We start from the raw sequence: 15,089 nt of genomic DNA on the forward strand, positions 1-15,089 counted from the left end.
CCCTGGCAGGCCGGCGAATGGTGAATGTCTCACGCCTTGACGGCCGCCTTCACCGCGGCGCGCAGGGTGGGCTCGAGCGCCCAGAACCGCTGGTCGGCGTGCTCGGCGCGCAGCTCCTCCAGCGCGTGCAGCCGGCCGTACGCGAAGGTGTCCTCCCCCGCCCCGACGGCAGCCGCGGCCAGCCGCAGGCACCACTGCCGGGCGACGACGGTGTCCTGGGCCTCGCCGAGCACGTCCTGCACCTCCTTCATGCAGGCGACCAGCGCCTCGGCCGGCGCCCCGAGCACCGGCGCGGCGACCTCCGCGGTGTAGCGGACCCGCTTGGCCGCCTTGCGGACCTCGTGGAGGGCGTGCTCGGTCTCGTCCTCGTGCGCGCCCGGGTCCTCGGCCTCGCGCTCGCGGGCCTCGTCGATGCGGGCCTGCATCCGCTTGCCGGTGCGCCTGACCGCGTCGGCGAGGACGGCGTGCGCGGGCTCACCGGCCGCCTCGAGGAGCGGCGGGTCGGCGAGCAGCGCGTCGAGCGCGTCGAGCAGCGCCAGGTGCCGCCGGTCCGACAGCGCCCGGACCGCCGCCTTGCGGCCCCGCTCGACGTCGGCGACCTCGGTGGACTGCAGCCGGGCGGCGACCGGTCCGCGGACCAGCTCGACCGGCTGCGCCGCGACCACGGACTTGAGGTGCTCGAGGGCCACCTCGCCGTCGCGGGCGCCGGAGAGCGCGGCGCCGATCCACTGCAGCTCGTCGCGGACCGGGTCGGTGGCGGTGCGGTCGAGCACCGGCCGGAACGCGGCCAGGATGCTGCGCAGCCGGCGGCAGGCCACGCGCAGGTCGTGCACGCCCTCGGGGTCGCCGGTGCGGACGCCGATGTCGGCGGTCTGCAGCGCCTCGACCTGGGTCCGCAGCGCGCCGAGCACCACCTCGGCCGCGGTCGGCCCGTTCTGCTTCCGCTTCTTCTTCCCCTTCCTGCCGCCGTCCCCGTCCTCCGCGGCGGCAGGCGGGCGCGCCGGGGCGAGCGCGGCCAGCCGGTCGGCCAGCACGCGGGAGAGCTTCGACGGGAGGGCGGAGGGCTCGATGCCCGCCGCGCCGAGCGCCTCGGTGACGCCGTCGAGCAGCGCCCGGTCGCCCTCGACGAGCTCCACCTCCAGCTCGCGCCAGGTCATGACGGTCGCCGGGCTCTCGGGGTCGGGGGCCAGCGCGGTGCCGGTGACGGTGTCGGCGGCGACCTCGGCGAGGACGCGGCCCTCGTCGTCGAGGAGGTGCGTGACCTGCCGCGTCGTCTGCAGGGTGGCGACCGGCCCCGGCCGCGCGCCGCGCAGCACGGCGGTCACCGGTTCGGTCACCGCCCGGGGCACGACCGTGCGCCGGGTGCCCAGCGGGGCGTGCACCTCCCGGCGGGAGCCCGCGACGGCGGTGGGCAGCTTGAGGTGCCAGCCGGCGTCGGTGCCGCCGGTCCGCCGGCGCAGCGTGACCCGCGCGCGGGCCAGCCGCAGGTCCGGGGTGTCGTAGTAGGTGGCGTCCAGGTCGTGGGTGACCGGGTCCCCCATCGCCGCCACGCCGTCCACGGTCGTCAGGTCGGGCAGGACGACGTCCGGCCCCGTCTCGAACTTGCGCTCGACCTCGAGCTGTCCGCTGCCCACGTCGTCCTCCTCTTGGATGACCCTCCGCGCACGACCGTAGGCGTCCGCGTGTCGGAAGACACCCGCACGGGCACTCCCCCGCGGAAACGACGCCAGCCGGGGTGTCGACGGAGGAGGCGAACACCGTGTTGAGCGAGCGAGACCTGTCCGCGGCGATCGGGAGCACGGTCCAGGGCCCCGACGGCGAGAGGATCGGCACCGTCGAGAGCTTCTTCGTCGACGACCGCACCGGTGCGCCCACCTGGGTGGCCGTGAGCACCGGCCTGTTCGGCACCCGGCACTCGATCGTCCCGGCGACGCAGGCGACCTTCGACGACGGCGTGCTGAGCGTGCCCGTGCACAAGGACGCCGTCCGGTCCGCCCCGCACCTGGGCGGCGACCACCTCGGCCCGGAGGAGGAGGCCGCGCTGCGGCAGCACTACGGGCTGGCGGCCGGCGTGGCGCCCGGCGTCGCGGCCGGGCAGCCCGGGGCGCCGTCGGGGACCGGGACCGCCGCTGCGGGAGCCGGGTTCGCGACCGACGTGCCGGTCGCCGGCGCGGCGGTGGCGGACACGCCCACCCGGCCGGTCCCCCCGCCGGCCACCACGACGCGGACCACCACCGAGCAGGCCGCCCCGCCGCCGCCGGCGGAGCCCGCCGCCGGGTACGCCGCGCCGGCCACGGACGGCGCGATGACCCGCAGCGAGGAGCAGCTGCGCGTGGGCACCGAGCAGGTGGCCACCACGCGGGTGCGGCTGGTCAAGTACGTGGTCACCGAGGAGGTGCAGGTGACCGTGCCGATCCGGCGCGAGGAGATCCGCGTCGAGCACGTGCCCCTCGACGCCCCCGACCTCCCCGGCGAGTCGCTGCAGCCCGCCGACGGGACGGCGCCCGTCGGCGGCGCGCCGGCGGCCGGCACCGGCACCGGCACCGGCACCGGCACCGCGGGCCTGCCCGGGGAGATCGTGCTGCACGCCGAGCGGCCGGTGGTGTCGGTCGAGGTCGTGCCGGTCGAGCGGGTCCGGCTGACCACCGAGGTGGTGCAGGGCCAGGAGCGGGTCAGCGAGCAGGTGCAGCGGGAGGAGATCGTCGTCGACGAGACGCGCTCGCCCCGGCCGGGACGTGCTGGAACGGCCCCGCCCGCCGCGGGCTAGCGAGCGGTGGGGGGCAGCGGGGTCCTCCTACGGTCGGCGAGGAAGGCGAACCGCTTGCGGGTGGCGGTGACCTCGGCCGGGTCGACGTCGGCCAGCACGAGCGTCTCGCCACCCGCGGCGGCGGCCAGCACCTCGCCCATCGGGTCCACGACCCGGCTGTCGCCGGCGTGGTGCAGGCCGTCGCCGCCGGTGCCCACCCGGTTGCAGGCGACCACGTAGGCCTGGTTCTCGATGGCGCGCGCCTGCAGCAGCGTCGTCCAGTGGTGCCGGCGGGCCGAGGGCCAGTTCGCCGTCACGAGGTAGACGTCGGTGGTCTCGGCGGCGGCCCAGAACACGTTCGCGAAGCGCAGGTCGTAGCAGACGAACGGCGTGATCCGCAGGTCGCCGACGGTCACCGTCAGCGGGCCGTCGCCGGCGCGGTAGCGCTCGGCCTCGCCGCCGTGGGTGAACGGGTGCAGCTTGCGGTAGCGGTGCACCGTGCCGTCGGGGCCGGCCAGGACGAACGAGTTGTACGGGAGGTCCGCGCCCGGGGCGATCTCCGGGCAGGTGCCGGCCACCCAGACGCCGTGCTCGGCGGCCTGCGCGCGCAGGAAGGACGCCGACGGCCCGTCCTCGGGCTCGCCGATGCCCGGCGTCATCGAGAAGCCGGTGGAGAACGTCTCGCCGAGCAGCACGAACTCCGCGCCGGCGGCCGCCGCGCGGGCGACCTGCGGCGCCAGCCGGGCGTAGTTGGCCTCCCGGTCCTCCCAGACGATGTCGTGCTGGACGATGCCGAACCTCACGCTGCGCCTCCCCGGCCGGACCTCATGCGGACATCCTGCCCAGCCGGGCCACCGCCTCGGTGAGGACCTCGTCGCGCTTGCAGAAGGCGAACCGCACGAGGTGGCGGCCGAGGTCGGCGTGGCCCGCCGTCCAGAAGACGCCGGCGGGCACCGCCACCACCCCCGCCCGCTCCGGCAGCGCGCGGCAGAAGGCCAGGCCGTCGCCGTCGGCCTGCACCCCGCGGACGTCGACCATGGCGAAGTAGGTGGCCTGCGGGCTGATCGTGGGCAGGCCCGCCGCGCGCAGCCCGGCGACCAGGACGTCGCGGCGGCGCTGCAGGTCGCGGGCGATGCCGGTGAAGTAGTCGTCGGGCAGCGCGAGCCCGGCGGCGATCGCGGGCTGGAAGGGCCCGGCGTTGACGTAGGTGAGGAACTGCTTGGCGGTGCGGACGGCGGCCACCAGCGGCGCCGGCCCGCAGGCCCAGCCCACCTTCCAGCCGGTCGTGCTGAACGTCTTGCCGCCGCTGCCGACCACCAGCGTCCGCTCGCGCAGCCCGGGGAGGGTCGCCGCGGAGACGTGCCCGGCGCCGTCGAACACCAGGTGCTCGTAGACCTCGTCGGTGACCAGCAGCAGGCCCGCCCCGAGGACCACCTCGGCGACCAGGTCCAGCTCGGCCCGGCTGAACACCTTGCCGGTGGGGTTGTGCGGGGTGTTGAGCAGCAGCAGCTTCGCCCGCAGGGTGACCGCGGCACGCAGGTCGGCGGGGTCGAAGGTCCAGACACCGCCCTCGGTGTCGGCCGGCGGCGGGCCCAGCGGGACCGGCCGGAGGACGCCGCCGGCCATGGCCACCGCGGCGGCGTAGCTGTCGTAGACCGGCTCGAACAGCACCACCTCGTCGCCGGGCTCGACCAGCGCCAGCATCGCGGCGGTGAGGGCCTCGGTGGCGCCGGCGGTCACCAGCACCTCGGTGTCGGGGTCGTACGCGAGCCCGCGGAAGCGCTGCACGTGCGCGGCGATCGCCATCCGGAGCTCCGGGGTGCCGGGGCCGGGCGGGTACTGGTCGGCCATGGTGCCGACGGCGGCGCGGGCGACGTCGAGGACCTCGGCCGGGCCGGGGGTGTCGGGGAAGCCCTGACCGAGGTTGATCGACCCGGTGGCGACGGCGAGCGCGCTCATCTCGGCGAACACCGTCGTCCCGAAGCCCTGCAGGCGGTGGGCGAGGTACGGCTCGCGGCTCACGCGGACACCTCGAAGCGGACCGAGCGGCGGGCGACGTCGGCCTCGGTGAGCCGCACCCGCACCCGGGAACCGGCGGCCGGGACGGCGCCGGTGCAGCGGGCCCGGATCGCCGGCTCGGCGAGGACGACGGTGCCGCGGTCGCCGTCGGCGTCGACCACGACGGCGTCGAGCACCGTGCCCTCGCGGCCGGCGAGCAGCCACGCCTCGGTGGCGTCGACGGCGGCCCGCTCGACCGCCCGGGTGCGCCGGTCGGAGGCGGCCATGAGGCCGGGCAGCTCCGGCAGCGCGGCGCGCAGCGCGGGGTCGGGCTCGCGGCCGGCGGCCAGCGCGAGGCAGACCTCCGTGGCGAACCGGTCGACCAGCCGGCGCAGCGGGGCGGTGACGTGCGCGTACGGGGCGCCGACGCCGGCGTGGCCGGTCTGCCCGGGCGGGGCACCGTCGAAGGGGGTGTAGGCCGCGCCGCGGAGCAGGGCGGCCGCCTCCTCGAGGAAGGCCGCGTGCCGGGGGTCGGTGACGTCGAGCCCGGCGAGGACCTCCCCCGGCCCGGCGCCGTCCGGCCACCGCACGCCGAGTGCCGGGGCCAGCCGGCGCAGCCGCTCGACGTCCTCCGGCCGGGCCGGCGGCAGGGTGCGCAGCACCCCGACGCCGCCGTCGAGCATGAGCCGGGCCGCGACCCGGCCGGTGAGCAGCGAGACCTGCGCGTTCCAGCCCTCGACCGGCAGGTCCGCGCGCGCGACCAGCGTCCAGCCGCCGTCGGGGCCGCGGACCACCTGCTGCTCCGGGGTGCCGAGCTCGACGGCGCCGCGGTCGGCCGCGCGCCGCTCGAGCAGCCGGCCGACCTCGGGCAGCAGGGCGACCGGGTCGGGCAGGGTGCCGGCGTCGGCCTGCGCCTGGACGTCGGGGTAGGCCAGCTGCGCGCGGCTGCGGACGCGGGCCCGGCGCAGGTCGACGCCGCGCACCTCGCCGTCGGCGTCGAGCCGGATGGTCCACAGCGCGGCGGCGCGGTCCTGCCCCGGCAGCAGGCTGGCCGCGCCCTCGCTGAGCACCGGCGGGTGCAGCGGGGTGCGCCGGTCGGGGCTGTAGAGGGTCTGGCCGCGGCGCTGCGCCTCGGCGTCGAGCACCCCGCCGGGGGCCACCACCGAGCCGACGTCGGCGATCGCGTAGCGGACGACGTAGCCACCGTCCTCCCGCGCCAGGTGCACCGCCTGGTCGAGGTCGCGGCTGCCCGGCGGGTCGACGGTGACCAGCGGCAGGGCAGTGGCGTCCTCCTCCGGCAGCGGGAGGGCCGCCGCGACCCGCTCGGCCTCGGCGAGCACCTCGGCCGGGAAGGACTCGGGGACGTCGTGCTCCGCACGGATCGCGGCGAAGTCCGGCCCGGCGGGGGCGGCGTCCGGCCACCGCGGCAGCGCCAGGGGGAAGCGGTCCCTGGTCGCGGGGAACCCGGCATCCAGAGGTGCGTCGTCGTTCCACGTGGAACCGGCGCCGTCGGTCATGCGACGCGCACGTCCTCGGCGCCCTCGATGGAGACGACGTCGCCCCGGCGCACCTGCCGGCCGCGGCGGTCCTCGGGCTCGCCGTTCACGCGGACCGCGCCGGTGACCAGCACGTCCTTGACCTGCGCGCCGGTCGGCACGGCGTCGACGAGCTTGAGCAGCTGACCGAGGCGGATGGAGTCCTCACCGGGACGCAGTTCGACGGTGCGCACGACGTCGATCGTGCCCTCAGGCGGGGACGAGCGCGTCGCCGACGGCCACCCGACCGGGCACCGGGACCAGCGCGCCGACGGCCAGCGTGCCGCCCCGCTCACGGTGCACGGTCTTGAGGACGCCGGTGTCGCGGCCGATGCCACCCGGCTGCGGCCGGGTCACCATGACGCAGCGGCTGACCGGCTTGAGCACGTCGAGCACCGCCGTGCCCAGCCGCACCGTCGTCCCGACCAGGTCGTCCTCGCCCGCCCCGTCGAGCAGCACGTTGGCGCGGAACCGCCGCCGGTCCCAGGTGCCGAGCGTGCCGGTGGACACCAGGGAGACGCGGATGCGCGAGCTGTCGTGGAAGGCGCCGGACGCGCCCTCCCAGGCGTCCCACGGGCCGCCGTCCTCGTCGTCGACCGGGTCCTCGTACTGCCGCGGGCCCCGGACGGCCTCCGCCGCGCGCAGGGCCACCGGCTTCCCCAGCCAGTCGGAGAGGACCGCGTCGTCGCCGGTGACCGTGCCGTCGGGCAGGACCACCTCGACACCGCCGTCGGCGCGCAGCCGGCCGGAGGCGAACAGCAGGTCGGGGACGCGGCGGGCGGTGAGGCCGAAGCCGGTGGACCGGTCGAACAGCGCCCACCGCCGGTCGCCGGCCGGACCCTCGGGTCCGACGTCGACGGCGTCGAGCCGCTCGCCCTGCAGCGACTTCACCGGGTAGCGCCAGAGCTCCTGCACGCGCACGTCAGGCCGCCGTCCAGGACAGCGTCCACGTCCCCGACCAGGTCTCCCCCGGATCGAGGACGACGAGGTCGGCGTCGTCGGCCAGCGCGTTCGGCGGGCAGGTCATCGGCTCGACGGCGAGGCTGCGCCGGCGCTGGCCCTCGGGCAGGGTGTCGCCGCTGTAGACCTGCAGCCACGGCCAGGACCGGTCGACGGCGAGCTCGAGCGTGCCCGCGGCGCCGCGCAGCCGGACCCGCGCCCAGCCGTCGTCGTCGCGGTCGAGGTCGGTGACGGCGTCGTCGAGGGCGCGCTCGCCGATCCGGCCGACCGCGCCGTCGAAGGGCCGGCGGGTGCCGGTGGGCAGGCCGCCGTCGAGGTCGAGGGCGGTGCGCGCCGGGACGGTCAGCTCGGCGTCGCCGATGCCGCCGTCGGCGTCCGCCCCGACCGACAGGTAGGGGTGCATGCCGGCGCCGAACGGCGCGGGCCGCTCCCCGGCGTTGCGGACCCGGACGGTGACGGTGAGCCGGTCCTCGCCGAGGAGGTGGTCGACGGCGGCCGCGAGGCGGAACGGGTAGCCCGGGCGGGCCTCGACGACGGTGCCGACGGTGACCGCGTCCGAGTGGCGGGCCAGCACCTCCCACCGCTGCCAGGTGACCAGGCCGTGCGCGGCGGGCTTGCCGGGCGCGGCGACGTCGAGCTGGAGCCGCTGCCCCTGCCAGGTCCACTGCCCGTCGCGCAGCCGGTTGGGCCAGGGCAGCAGGACGCCGCCCCGCCGCCCGGCGGGCACCGTGCCGGCGGGATAGCCGTCGAGGACGTCCCAGCCGCCGGCGGTCAGGACGCGCAGCCCGCCGCCGCGCAGGTCGACGGCGAGGCGGGCGTCGCCGCGGACGAGCTCCACCTCCGCCGGTTCCGTCTGCGGCCAGGCGGTCATCGGCGGCACGCTCACCGGCTCACCCCACCACATCCCGGCAGCCCGGCCCAGCGGTCCTCGTGCTGCGTCGGCGGCGTCCCTCCGCACGGGGCGGCGGCGAGTCGGGCGGGACCCGGCCCGACCTGCCGCTCACACGGGTCGCCGTCCCTGCCGTGTCGAGAGGCTCGCAGGATCGGTGGAGGCCTCCTGAGCTGCAGATTCCCACTGCGCGAGGCCGTCGGATCGGCTGAGATTCGATCGTGTGTTCGGGTGAGCTGGGCAGCGGGGACGTCCTCGACGACGTCGCCGCGCTGGTCGCCGAGCGCAACCGGATCGACGCCCGGCTGGCCCGCGCGGTGCGCGCCGCGGAGCTGTTCCACGCACCGGACCGGGACGGGCTGAGGTCGATGACCTCCTGGCTGCGCGGGCACTGCCGGCTGTCCACGGCGGAGGCGTCGCGGCTGGTGCGCAACGGCCGGGCCCTGGAGCACCTGCCGGCGCTGGCCGAGGCGCACGCGGCAGGTCTGGTGTCCGCCGAGCAGGTCGCCGTCGCCGCCCGCGCGGTCACCCCCGAGCGGCTGGCCGCGGCGCTCGAGCAGGGCGTGGACCTGGCCGTCATCGACGTGGTCCTCACCGGGGTGGCGGTCGAGCGTCCGCACGCCGACCTGGTGAAGGTGGTGCAGCACTACTGCACCGACCTGGATCCCGACGGGCCCGAGCCGGACCCGACCGAGGGGCGGTCGCTGACGTTGTCCCGGCACGCCGACGGCTCGCTGAGCATCCGCGGCCACCTGGACGCGGTCGGCGGGGAGCGGCTGCAGACCGCACTCGAGGCGCACGTGCAGGCCGACCGCCCCGCCGGCGACGACCGCTGCCGCGCCCAGCGGCTCGGGGATGCCCTGGTGCAGGTCGCCGACAACGTGCTGGCGGCCGGGTCGCTGCCGATCCTGCGCGGGCACAAGCCGCAGATCGCCGTCCGGGTCGACCTGGACGACCTGGTCGACCCGCACGGGAGCCCGAACGCCGGGCGGATGGGCTCCGGCGCCACCATCTCCGCCGCCCGCGCCCGCTGGCTGGCCTGCGACGGCGCCGTCTCCCGGGTCGTGTTCGGCCCCGCCGGGGTACCGCTGGACCTGGGCCGGGAACGGCGGCTGGCCGACCGCCACCTGCGCCGGGCCGTCGAACTCCGCGACGGCGGGTGCGTGTTCACCGGCTGCCGGGCCCCGACCTGGTGGGCGGACGTGCACCACCTGGTGCACTGGATCGACGGCGGCGACACCAGCCTCGACAACTCCGCGCTGCTGTGCGAACGCCACCACACGAAGGTCCACCACGGCTTCCGCGTCGAACGGCAACCGGACGGCCGATGGCGCACCTGGCGCTCCGACGGCACCGAGATCACCACCCCGGCACCGCTGCGGCCGCCACCGCTGGCGCCCGCCGCCTGACCTCCGCGCCCGGACACGGCCGCCCGCTGAGAGCGGACGGCCGTGCCGGGCTGCGCGCCGTCAGGGCACCGAGGTCACCTGCTCGCCGATCTGCAGCACCTGCTCGCGGGTCAGCGCCTGCGGGGCGAGCAGGCGGAAGAACCGGCCGTCCGGGAGCTGCCCGATCAGCGTCCAGAACGGCGGCTGGCCCACGTCGCCGGTCAGCAGCGCCAGCCGGCCGTCGCGGCCCTGCACGGTCACCGGCTCCGTCGGGGCGGCCGTCGGCATCCGCTCGAGGAGCTCGTCGATCGTCCCGGTGTACTGCGCGCCCACCGTGCTGAGCCGCAGCGCCAGGACGGGGTCGGCGTCGCTCACCAGGTCGAGGCTGCGGCTCTCCTCGTAGCCGCCCACCGACCAGCCGGCCGGCGCCAGCCCGAACTGCAGCCCGACCGGCTGCGGGCGGTCGACGATCGACTCCCCCATCGCCGCCAGGGCCTCGACCTCCGCCCGGGCACCCTCCCCCGCGAGCCAGACCCACTGCCCGTCCGGCCGCTCCCACAGCAGGCTGACCGTGCCGTCCTCCTGCCAGACGGAGGCCTCGGCGCCGTCGACGGTCGCCGTCCCGGTCGGGTCCCCCTCGGGCCAGAAGCCGTAGTCCTCGGAGGAGCGGGGGTCCTCGGGACAGAGCGTGAGCACCACCTGGCCGGCACCGGAGGGCCCGGGTGCGCCGGTCTCCGGGTCGACGGGCAGATAGGCCGCCACGTACCAGGGCGGTGTCTCGCCGTACTGCGGCATGCCGCCGCGTCGGCTGTACAGCGGCGTCAGGCCCTCCGGCGGCGCCTCGACGGACACGGGGAAGGTCACCGCCTCGGCCGCCACCAGCGCCAGCGTGCCGGGAGCGGCCGGCGGGCTCGATGACGGCACGGACGGCGCCCCCGGGTCCTGCGGCGAGCCGACGACGACGGCCGTCGTCCAGGCGGCGGCGACGGCGACCAGCGCGGTGCCGACGCGCAGCGACACCCGCCGCCCGGGCAGCCGAGGCCGCCACCGGCGGGTCCCCGCGGCCTCGATCTCCTCCAGCAGGGCTGCGCGGGCGGCCGCGCGCGCGGCGGGCGTCAGGGCCGGCGCCTCGGGACCGGCCTCGCGGAGCAGGGTGAGCTCGTTCACCGGGTCTCCTCCCACAGCAGGTCGGACAGCGTGGGCGCCTCGAGCGTGGCCCGGGTCTGGCGGCGGGCGCGGTGCAGGCGGGAGCGGACGGTGCCCACCGGGACGTCGAGCACCGCGGCGACCTCCTCGTAGGACAGGTCGCCCCAGGCGACGAGCAGCAGGACGTCGCGGTCGGGGGCCTTGAGGCCGGCGAGCGCCGCGGCCAGCGGGCCGCGCAGCGCCTGCGCGTCGAGCCGGTCGTGCGGGTCGTCGTCGGGGCGGGCGTCCGGCTCGGCCGCCGCCCGGGCCAGCGCCCGGTAGCGGCGCCGCTCGGCCCGCGCGGCGCCGTGCACCAGGTTGGTGGCGATGCCGATCAGCCAGGGCCGCACGTCCAGGCGCTCCGGCCGGTAGTCGGCCCGGCGGCGGAAGGCGACGAGGAACGTCTCGCTGAGCAGGTCGTCGGCCAGCTCACCGACGCGCCGGCCCAGGTAGCGGTGCACCGCGGCGGCGTGCCGGTCGAACAGCGTCGCGAACAGCTCCGGTTCGGCGAGCGACCCGGCGAGCACCTCGGCGTCGGTCGGCAGCGACGACGGCAGCGCGCGCAGCGGGACGGCGTCCGGCGGTGGGCCGGCCGACCGGTGCACGGCGAGGACGGTGACGACCGGTGGCGAGCCGGACGCAGGCGGTGAGACGGTCACACCCCTCCATGTCCGGTGCGCCGGATCGGGTTCACGCGCGGCCGGCGAGGTCCCGTTCGTAGTACAGAGAGCACCCGGCGTCCGGGGAGTCCACGTAGGCGCCGAACGCGGGGATGGGACGGTAGCCCGCCCCTTCGTACAGCGCTATCGCCTCGGGCTGGCGCGGGCCGGTCTCCAGGCGCAGCGTCGTCCAGCCGCGCTCGCGGGCCGCGGCCTCCAGCCCGGCCAGCACCAGCTTGGACACGCCCCGCCCGCGGGCCTCCGGCGCCACGTACATGCGCTTGACCTCGGCCACGTCGTCGCCCAGGACGCGCAGCGCGCCGCAGCCGACCGCCGTCCCGTCGGGGTCCCGCGCGACCAGGACGACGCTGACGTCCGCGGCCGACGGCGGCGTCCCCGGCTCGCTGTCGCCGTCGTAGCGGGCCCGCAGCTCGGCCTGCTGCGCGGTGGTCAGCCGCCGCACCTCGTCGTCGTCCCAGGCGGCGGGCCCGAGCACGACCGTCACCGGCTGATCCCGTGCAGCAGCAGCGCGGCGAGCTCTCGGTAGGCGGCGGCGTCGTCCAGGCCGGTGGCGCGCGCGGTGTCGCCGCGGCCGATGCGCGACATGAGCGTGGTGACGGTGTCGGCCACCAGCGCCGGGTGCACCTCGCGGAACCGGCCGGCCGCGACGCCGTCGGCGATCATCGCGGTCACCCGCTCGGCGGCGACGGCGGTGTTGTGCTCGTACACCGCACGTCCCGGCGGGAACGCCTCCAGGTCGCGGTAGAACGCCCGCGACGCCGGGGTCAGCTCCCCCGCCACGGCCTCCAGGTAGGCGGTGACCCGCCGCGCCGGGTCGGCCTCCCCGGCGGTCCGCGCCTCGACGGCGGCCGTCGCCCGGCGGAAGAAGTGCCGCACCACCCGGACGGCGAGCTGCTCCTTGCTGTCGGCGAGCGCGTACAGCGTCGTCTTGGAGCAGTGCAGCCGGACGGCGAGGTCCTCGAGGGTGAACCCGGCGAAGCCCTCGGCGAGGAACACCTCGGTGAGCTGGTCGAGCAGCTGCGCCTGGCGCGCGGTCAGCCGCCGCTCGCCGGTCTCGGTCGTCGTCACGGCACCTCCGGCTGGACAGCATGGCCCCTGGACGTTCCACAGTACTGACGTATCGTCTTGAGTACTGCTGCTGATCCGCGACGAGGGGGACCCCGTGGCCGTCGACCGTGAGCTGCCCACCCAGGAGGCCGCCGACCTCATCGCGCTCACCCGCGAGATCGCCGACGCCGAGCTGGCGCCGAGAGCGGCCGCGCACGAGCGCGAGGAGCGCTTCCCGCGGGAGGTGTTCGCCCTGCTCGGCGAGGCCGGCCTGCTCGGCCTGCCCTTCGGGGAGGACGTCGGCGGCGGCGGGCAGCCCTACGCCGTCTACCTGCAGGTGGTCGAGGAGCTGGCCATGCGGTGGGCCAGCGTCGCACTGGGGGTGAGCGTGCACACCCTCGCCTGCGGCCCGGTCGACCGGTTCGGCACCCCGGCCCAGCGCGAGGAGTGGCTGCCGGAGATGGTCGGCGGCCGGCTGCTCGGCGCCTACTGCCTGTCCGAGGCACACGCCGGCTCCGACCCCGCGGCCATGCGCGCCGCCGCCAAGACCACGGACGACGGCTGGGTGGCCACCGGCGAGAAGGCCTGGGTCACCCACGGCGGGCAGGCGGATTTCTACACGACCTTCCTGCGCACCCCCGACGACGGCGACCGCGCCATCTCCTGCTTCCACCTCACCCCCGACCTGCCTGGCCTGTCCGCCGCGCCGCCCGAGCAGAAGATGGGCCTCACGGGCTCCACCACGGCGGCCATCCGGCTCGACGACGTCGCGGTGCCCGGCGACCGGATGGTCGGCGAGCCCGGCCGCGGCCTGGCCATCGCCCTGGGCGCGCTGGACTCCGGGCGCCTCGGCGTCAGCGCGGTCGCCGTCGGGCTGGCGCAGTCCGCCCTCGACGTCGCCGTCGCCTACGCGCTGGAGCGGGAGGCCTTCGGCCGGCGCATCGTCGACCACCAGGGCGTGGCGTTCCTGCTGGCCGACATGGCCGCCGCCGTCGAGTCCGCCCGCGCCACCTACCTGGTCGCCGCCCGCCGCAAGGACGCCGGGCAGCCCTACTCCCGGCAGGCCAGCATCGCCAAGCTGGTGGCCACCGACGCCGCCATGAAGGTCACCACCGACGCCGTCCAGGTGCTCGGCGGGGCCGGCTACACCCGCGACCACCCCGCCGAGCGGTACATGCGCGAGGCGAAGGTCATGCAGATCTTCGAGGGCACCAACCAGATCCAGCGGATGGTGATCGGCAAGCACCTCGCGGCGGAGGCCGTGCCGGCGAACGGCTGACCGTGCAGGACGCACGGCCGACTCGTGACGTCTGTCAATGGTGACGGGCTCCCCGCGGGGAAAGACTCGGAGCACCCCCGACGAGGAGCCCCGAGATGCCCGAGCCGCACCTGCTCGCCGGCGACGCCGACCGCGCCGCCGTCGTCACCCGCCTCGACGAGTCGCTGGCCGACGGCCGGCTGACCCTGGCCGAGTACGAGGACCGGTCGGCCCGCGCGCACGCCGCCCGGACCTACGGCGAACTGGCCGAGCTCACCACGGACCTGCCCCGCCCGGCCCGCCCGGCGCCCCGCCCGGTCGCCGCGGTCGCGTACGGCGGCGCCTGGCACGGCGGTCCCTGGCACGGCGCGTGGGGACACGACCTGCGCGCGGCCTGGACGAGCTGGCTGGTGACCGGCGTGATCGTCATCGGCATCTGGCTGGTGTCGGTGCTCGGCAGCGGCGACCTGGTCTACCCGTGGCCGGTGTGGGTCGTCGGCCCGTGGGGCGTCGTCCTGCTCGCCCGCACCCTCGGCGAGCGGCGCTCCGGACGGCCGCCGGCCGCCTGAACCGGTGCGGGTCCGTCCGCCACCGGCCGGGTAGCCCCCCGGGGACCGCAGCCGAGAGCCCCGGAGGACCACCGTGCACACGCTCACCGAGCGCTTCACCGACGCCCTGCACCACCTCGACGCCGAGCGTGACCCGCAGCCGCTGGTCGACCTCACCGGCGACGACGCCGAGCTCGTGAAGCTCAACCAGGACCACGAGGCGCACGGCCGCGACGGCGCCCGCCGGTTCTGGGAGGACTACCGCAACGTCTTCGGCGACCTGGAGACGACGTTCACCTCGAGCACCGTCGGGGAGAACACCGCCGCGCTGGAGTGGGAGTCGCGCGGCACGCTGCGCAACGGGAAGCCGTTCACCTACCGCGGCGTCACCGTGATCGAGGGGGACGGGTCCGACGACGGCCTGCTCACCGGCGTCCGCACCTACTACGACTCCGCCGCCTTCCTGCAGGAGACCGCCGGCACCGCCTGAGCACCGCCTGAGCACCGCCGGAGCGCCGCTCACCCTCGCCGACCGTGCGCGCCGAGCAGTCGGCGAGGGTCGCGGGCGACGCGTCGGGAGCGCCCCGGGAACGCGAACGGCCCCCGGGGGATCCCCCGGGGGCCGTTCGACCGTGTGGGCAAGGGGGGAGTTGAACCCCCACGTCCTTACGGACACACGGACCTGAACCGTGCGCGTCTGCCATTCCGCCACTTGCCCTGGCGAGGACAGACAGTAGCAGCCCACCGGCGGGACCCGGCGGAGGGGTTCCGCCCCCGGGCCCGGCGCCGCCGGCCGGACCCGGGGGTGTCACGCGTTCCTGGCCGGTCGGGACGCAACCACCCGGCTACGATCAG

At 76.8% G+C, this 15,089-nt stretch carries 16 protein-coding genes and 1 tRNA gene; 5 read left to right on the top strand and 12 right to left on the bottom strand.

What is annotated here, in order from left to right:
- Window positions 1-29: 29 nt before the first annotated feature.
- On the bottom strand, window positions 30-1,634 hold the full coding sequence (locus ACI8AA_RS20045) for a CYTH and CHAD domain-containing protein (RefSeq protein ID WP_457046134.1): 1,605 nt from the start codon (window positions 1,632-1,634) through the stop codon (window positions 30-32).
- 125 nt (window positions 1,635-1,759) lie between these two features.
- On the opposite strand from ACI8AA_RS20045, the gene ACI8AA_RS20050 reads away from it, so the two are divergent.
- Entirely contained in the window at window positions 1,760-2,767 is a 1,008-nt protein-coding gene (locus ACI8AA_RS20050) for a DUF2382 domain-containing protein (RefSeq protein ID WP_457046135.1), read from the top strand.
- On the opposite strand, the gene ACI8AA_RS20055 is transcribed toward ACI8AA_RS20050, so the two are convergent.
- Genes ACI8AA_RS20055 through ACI8AA_RS20080 form a run of 6 tightly spaced genes read right to left on the bottom strand, consistent with a single transcriptional unit; the run spans window position 2,764 to window position 8,125 of the window.
- Window positions 2,764-3,549 (bottom strand): nitrilase-related carbon-nitrogen hydrolase, encoded by a 786-nt coding sequence (locus ACI8AA_RS20055; protein ID WP_457046136.1) that lies wholly within the window; start codon window positions 3,547-3,549, stop codon window positions 2,764-2,766. The genes ACI8AA_RS20050 and ACI8AA_RS20055 overlap by 4 nt on opposite strands.
- A 22-nt stretch (window positions 3,550-3,571) precedes the next feature.
- Complete coding sequence (locus ACI8AA_RS20060; protein WP_457046137.1) at window positions 3,572-4,768, bottom strand: pyridoxal phosphate-dependent aminotransferase; 1,197 nt, start codon at window positions 4,766-4,768, stop codon at window positions 3,572-3,574.
- Window positions 4,765-6,261, bottom strand: a complete 1,497-nt coding sequence (locus ACI8AA_RS20065; protein ID WP_457046138.1) for an RNB domain-containing ribonuclease — start codon at window positions 6,259-6,261, stop codon at window positions 4,765-4,767. Before ACI8AA_RS20065 ends, ACI8AA_RS20060 begins: the two co-directional genes overlap by 4 nt.
- Window positions 6,258-6,473, bottom strand: a complete 216-nt coding sequence (locus tag ACI8AA_RS20070; RefSeq protein ID WP_457046139.1) for an RNA-binding S4 domain-containing protein — start codon at window positions 6,471-6,473, stop codon at window positions 6,258-6,260. Before ACI8AA_RS20070 ends, ACI8AA_RS20065 begins: the two co-directional genes overlap by 4 nt.
- Window positions 6,474-6,489: 16 nt before the next feature.
- Window positions 6,490-7,194, bottom strand: a complete 705-nt coding sequence (locus ACI8AA_RS20075) for an MOSC domain-containing protein (RefSeq protein ID WP_457046140.1) — start codon at window positions 7,192-7,194, stop codon at window positions 6,490-6,492.
- Between the two features lie 7 nt (window positions 7,195-7,201).
- Complete coding sequence (locus ACI8AA_RS20080) at window positions 7,202-8,125, bottom strand: aldose epimerase family protein (protein ID WP_457046141.1); 924 nt, start codon at window positions 8,123-8,125, stop codon at window positions 7,202-7,204.
- A gap of 224 nt (window positions 8,126-8,349) precedes the next feature.
- Between ACI8AA_RS20080 and ACI8AA_RS20085 the strand changes: the two genes are divergently transcribed.
- Window positions 8,350-9,537, top strand: a complete 1,188-nt coding sequence (locus tag ACI8AA_RS20085; RefSeq protein ID WP_457046142.1) for a DUF222 domain-containing protein — start codon at window positions 8,350-8,352, stop codon at window positions 9,535-9,537.
- Between the two features lie 60 nt (window positions 9,538-9,597).
- Here the strand turns inward: ACI8AA_RS20085 and ACI8AA_RS20090 are convergent, their stop codons facing one another.
- Genes ACI8AA_RS20090 through ACI8AA_RS20105 form a run of 4 tightly spaced genes read right to left on the bottom strand, consistent with a single transcriptional unit; the run spans window position 9,598 to window position 12,449 of the window.
- Window positions 9,598-10,683: a hypothetical protein gene (locus ACI8AA_RS20090; protein ID WP_457046143.1), complete on the bottom strand. Its 1,086-nt coding sequence runs from the start codon at window positions 10,681-10,683 to the stop codon at window positions 9,598-9,600.
- A complete protein-coding gene (locus ACI8AA_RS20095) occupies window positions 10,680-11,360 on the bottom strand; it encodes an RNA polymerase sigma factor (RefSeq protein ID WP_457046144.1) in 681 nt (226 codons plus the stop codon). The genes ACI8AA_RS20090 and ACI8AA_RS20095 overlap by 4 nt, the downstream gene beginning before the upstream one ends.
- 31 nt (window positions 11,361-11,391) lie before the next feature.
- Window positions 11,392-11,865 carry a GNAT family N-acetyltransferase gene (locus tag ACI8AA_RS20100; RefSeq protein WP_457046145.1) on the bottom strand — a complete coding sequence of 158 codons (474 nt, stop codon included), beginning with the start codon at window positions 11,863-11,865 and terminating at the stop codon, window positions 11,392-11,394.
- Window positions 11,862-12,449, bottom strand: a complete 588-nt coding sequence (locus tag ACI8AA_RS20105; protein ID WP_457046146.1) for a TetR/AcrR family transcriptional regulator — start codon at window positions 12,447-12,449, stop codon at window positions 11,862-11,864. Before ACI8AA_RS20105 ends, ACI8AA_RS20100 begins: the two co-directional genes overlap by 4 nt.
- A 94-nt stretch (window positions 12,450-12,543) precedes the next feature.
- Between ACI8AA_RS20105 and ACI8AA_RS20110 the strand changes: the two genes are divergently transcribed.
- The 3 genes from ACI8AA_RS20110 (at window position 12,544) to ACI8AA_RS20120 (ending at window position 14,724) form a co-directional block, all read left to right on the top strand.
- Entirely contained in the window at window positions 12,544-13,707 is a 1,164-nt protein-coding gene (locus ACI8AA_RS20110) for an acyl-CoA dehydrogenase family protein (protein ID WP_457046147.1), read from the top strand.
- A 95-nt stretch (window positions 13,708-13,802) separates the two neighbouring features.
- Entirely contained in the window at window positions 13,803-14,255 is a 453-nt protein-coding gene (locus ACI8AA_RS20115) for a DUF1707 SHOCT-like domain-containing protein (protein ID WP_457046148.1), read from the top strand.
- A 73-nt stretch (window positions 14,256-14,328) separates the two neighbouring features.
- Window positions 14,329-14,724, top strand: a complete 396-nt coding sequence (locus ACI8AA_RS20120; RefSeq protein WP_457046149.1) for a nuclear transport factor 2 family protein — start codon at window positions 14,329-14,331, stop codon at window positions 14,722-14,724.
- A 145-nt stretch (window positions 14,725-14,869) separates the two neighbouring features.
- Here the strand turns inward: ACI8AA_RS20120 and ACI8AA_RS20125 are convergent.
- Window positions 14,870-14,952 (bottom strand) — tRNA-Leu (locus ACI8AA_RS20125).
- Window positions 14,953-15,089 lie beyond the last annotated feature (137 nt).

Source organism: Geodermatophilus sp. SYSU D01180, from assembly GCF_054050415.1.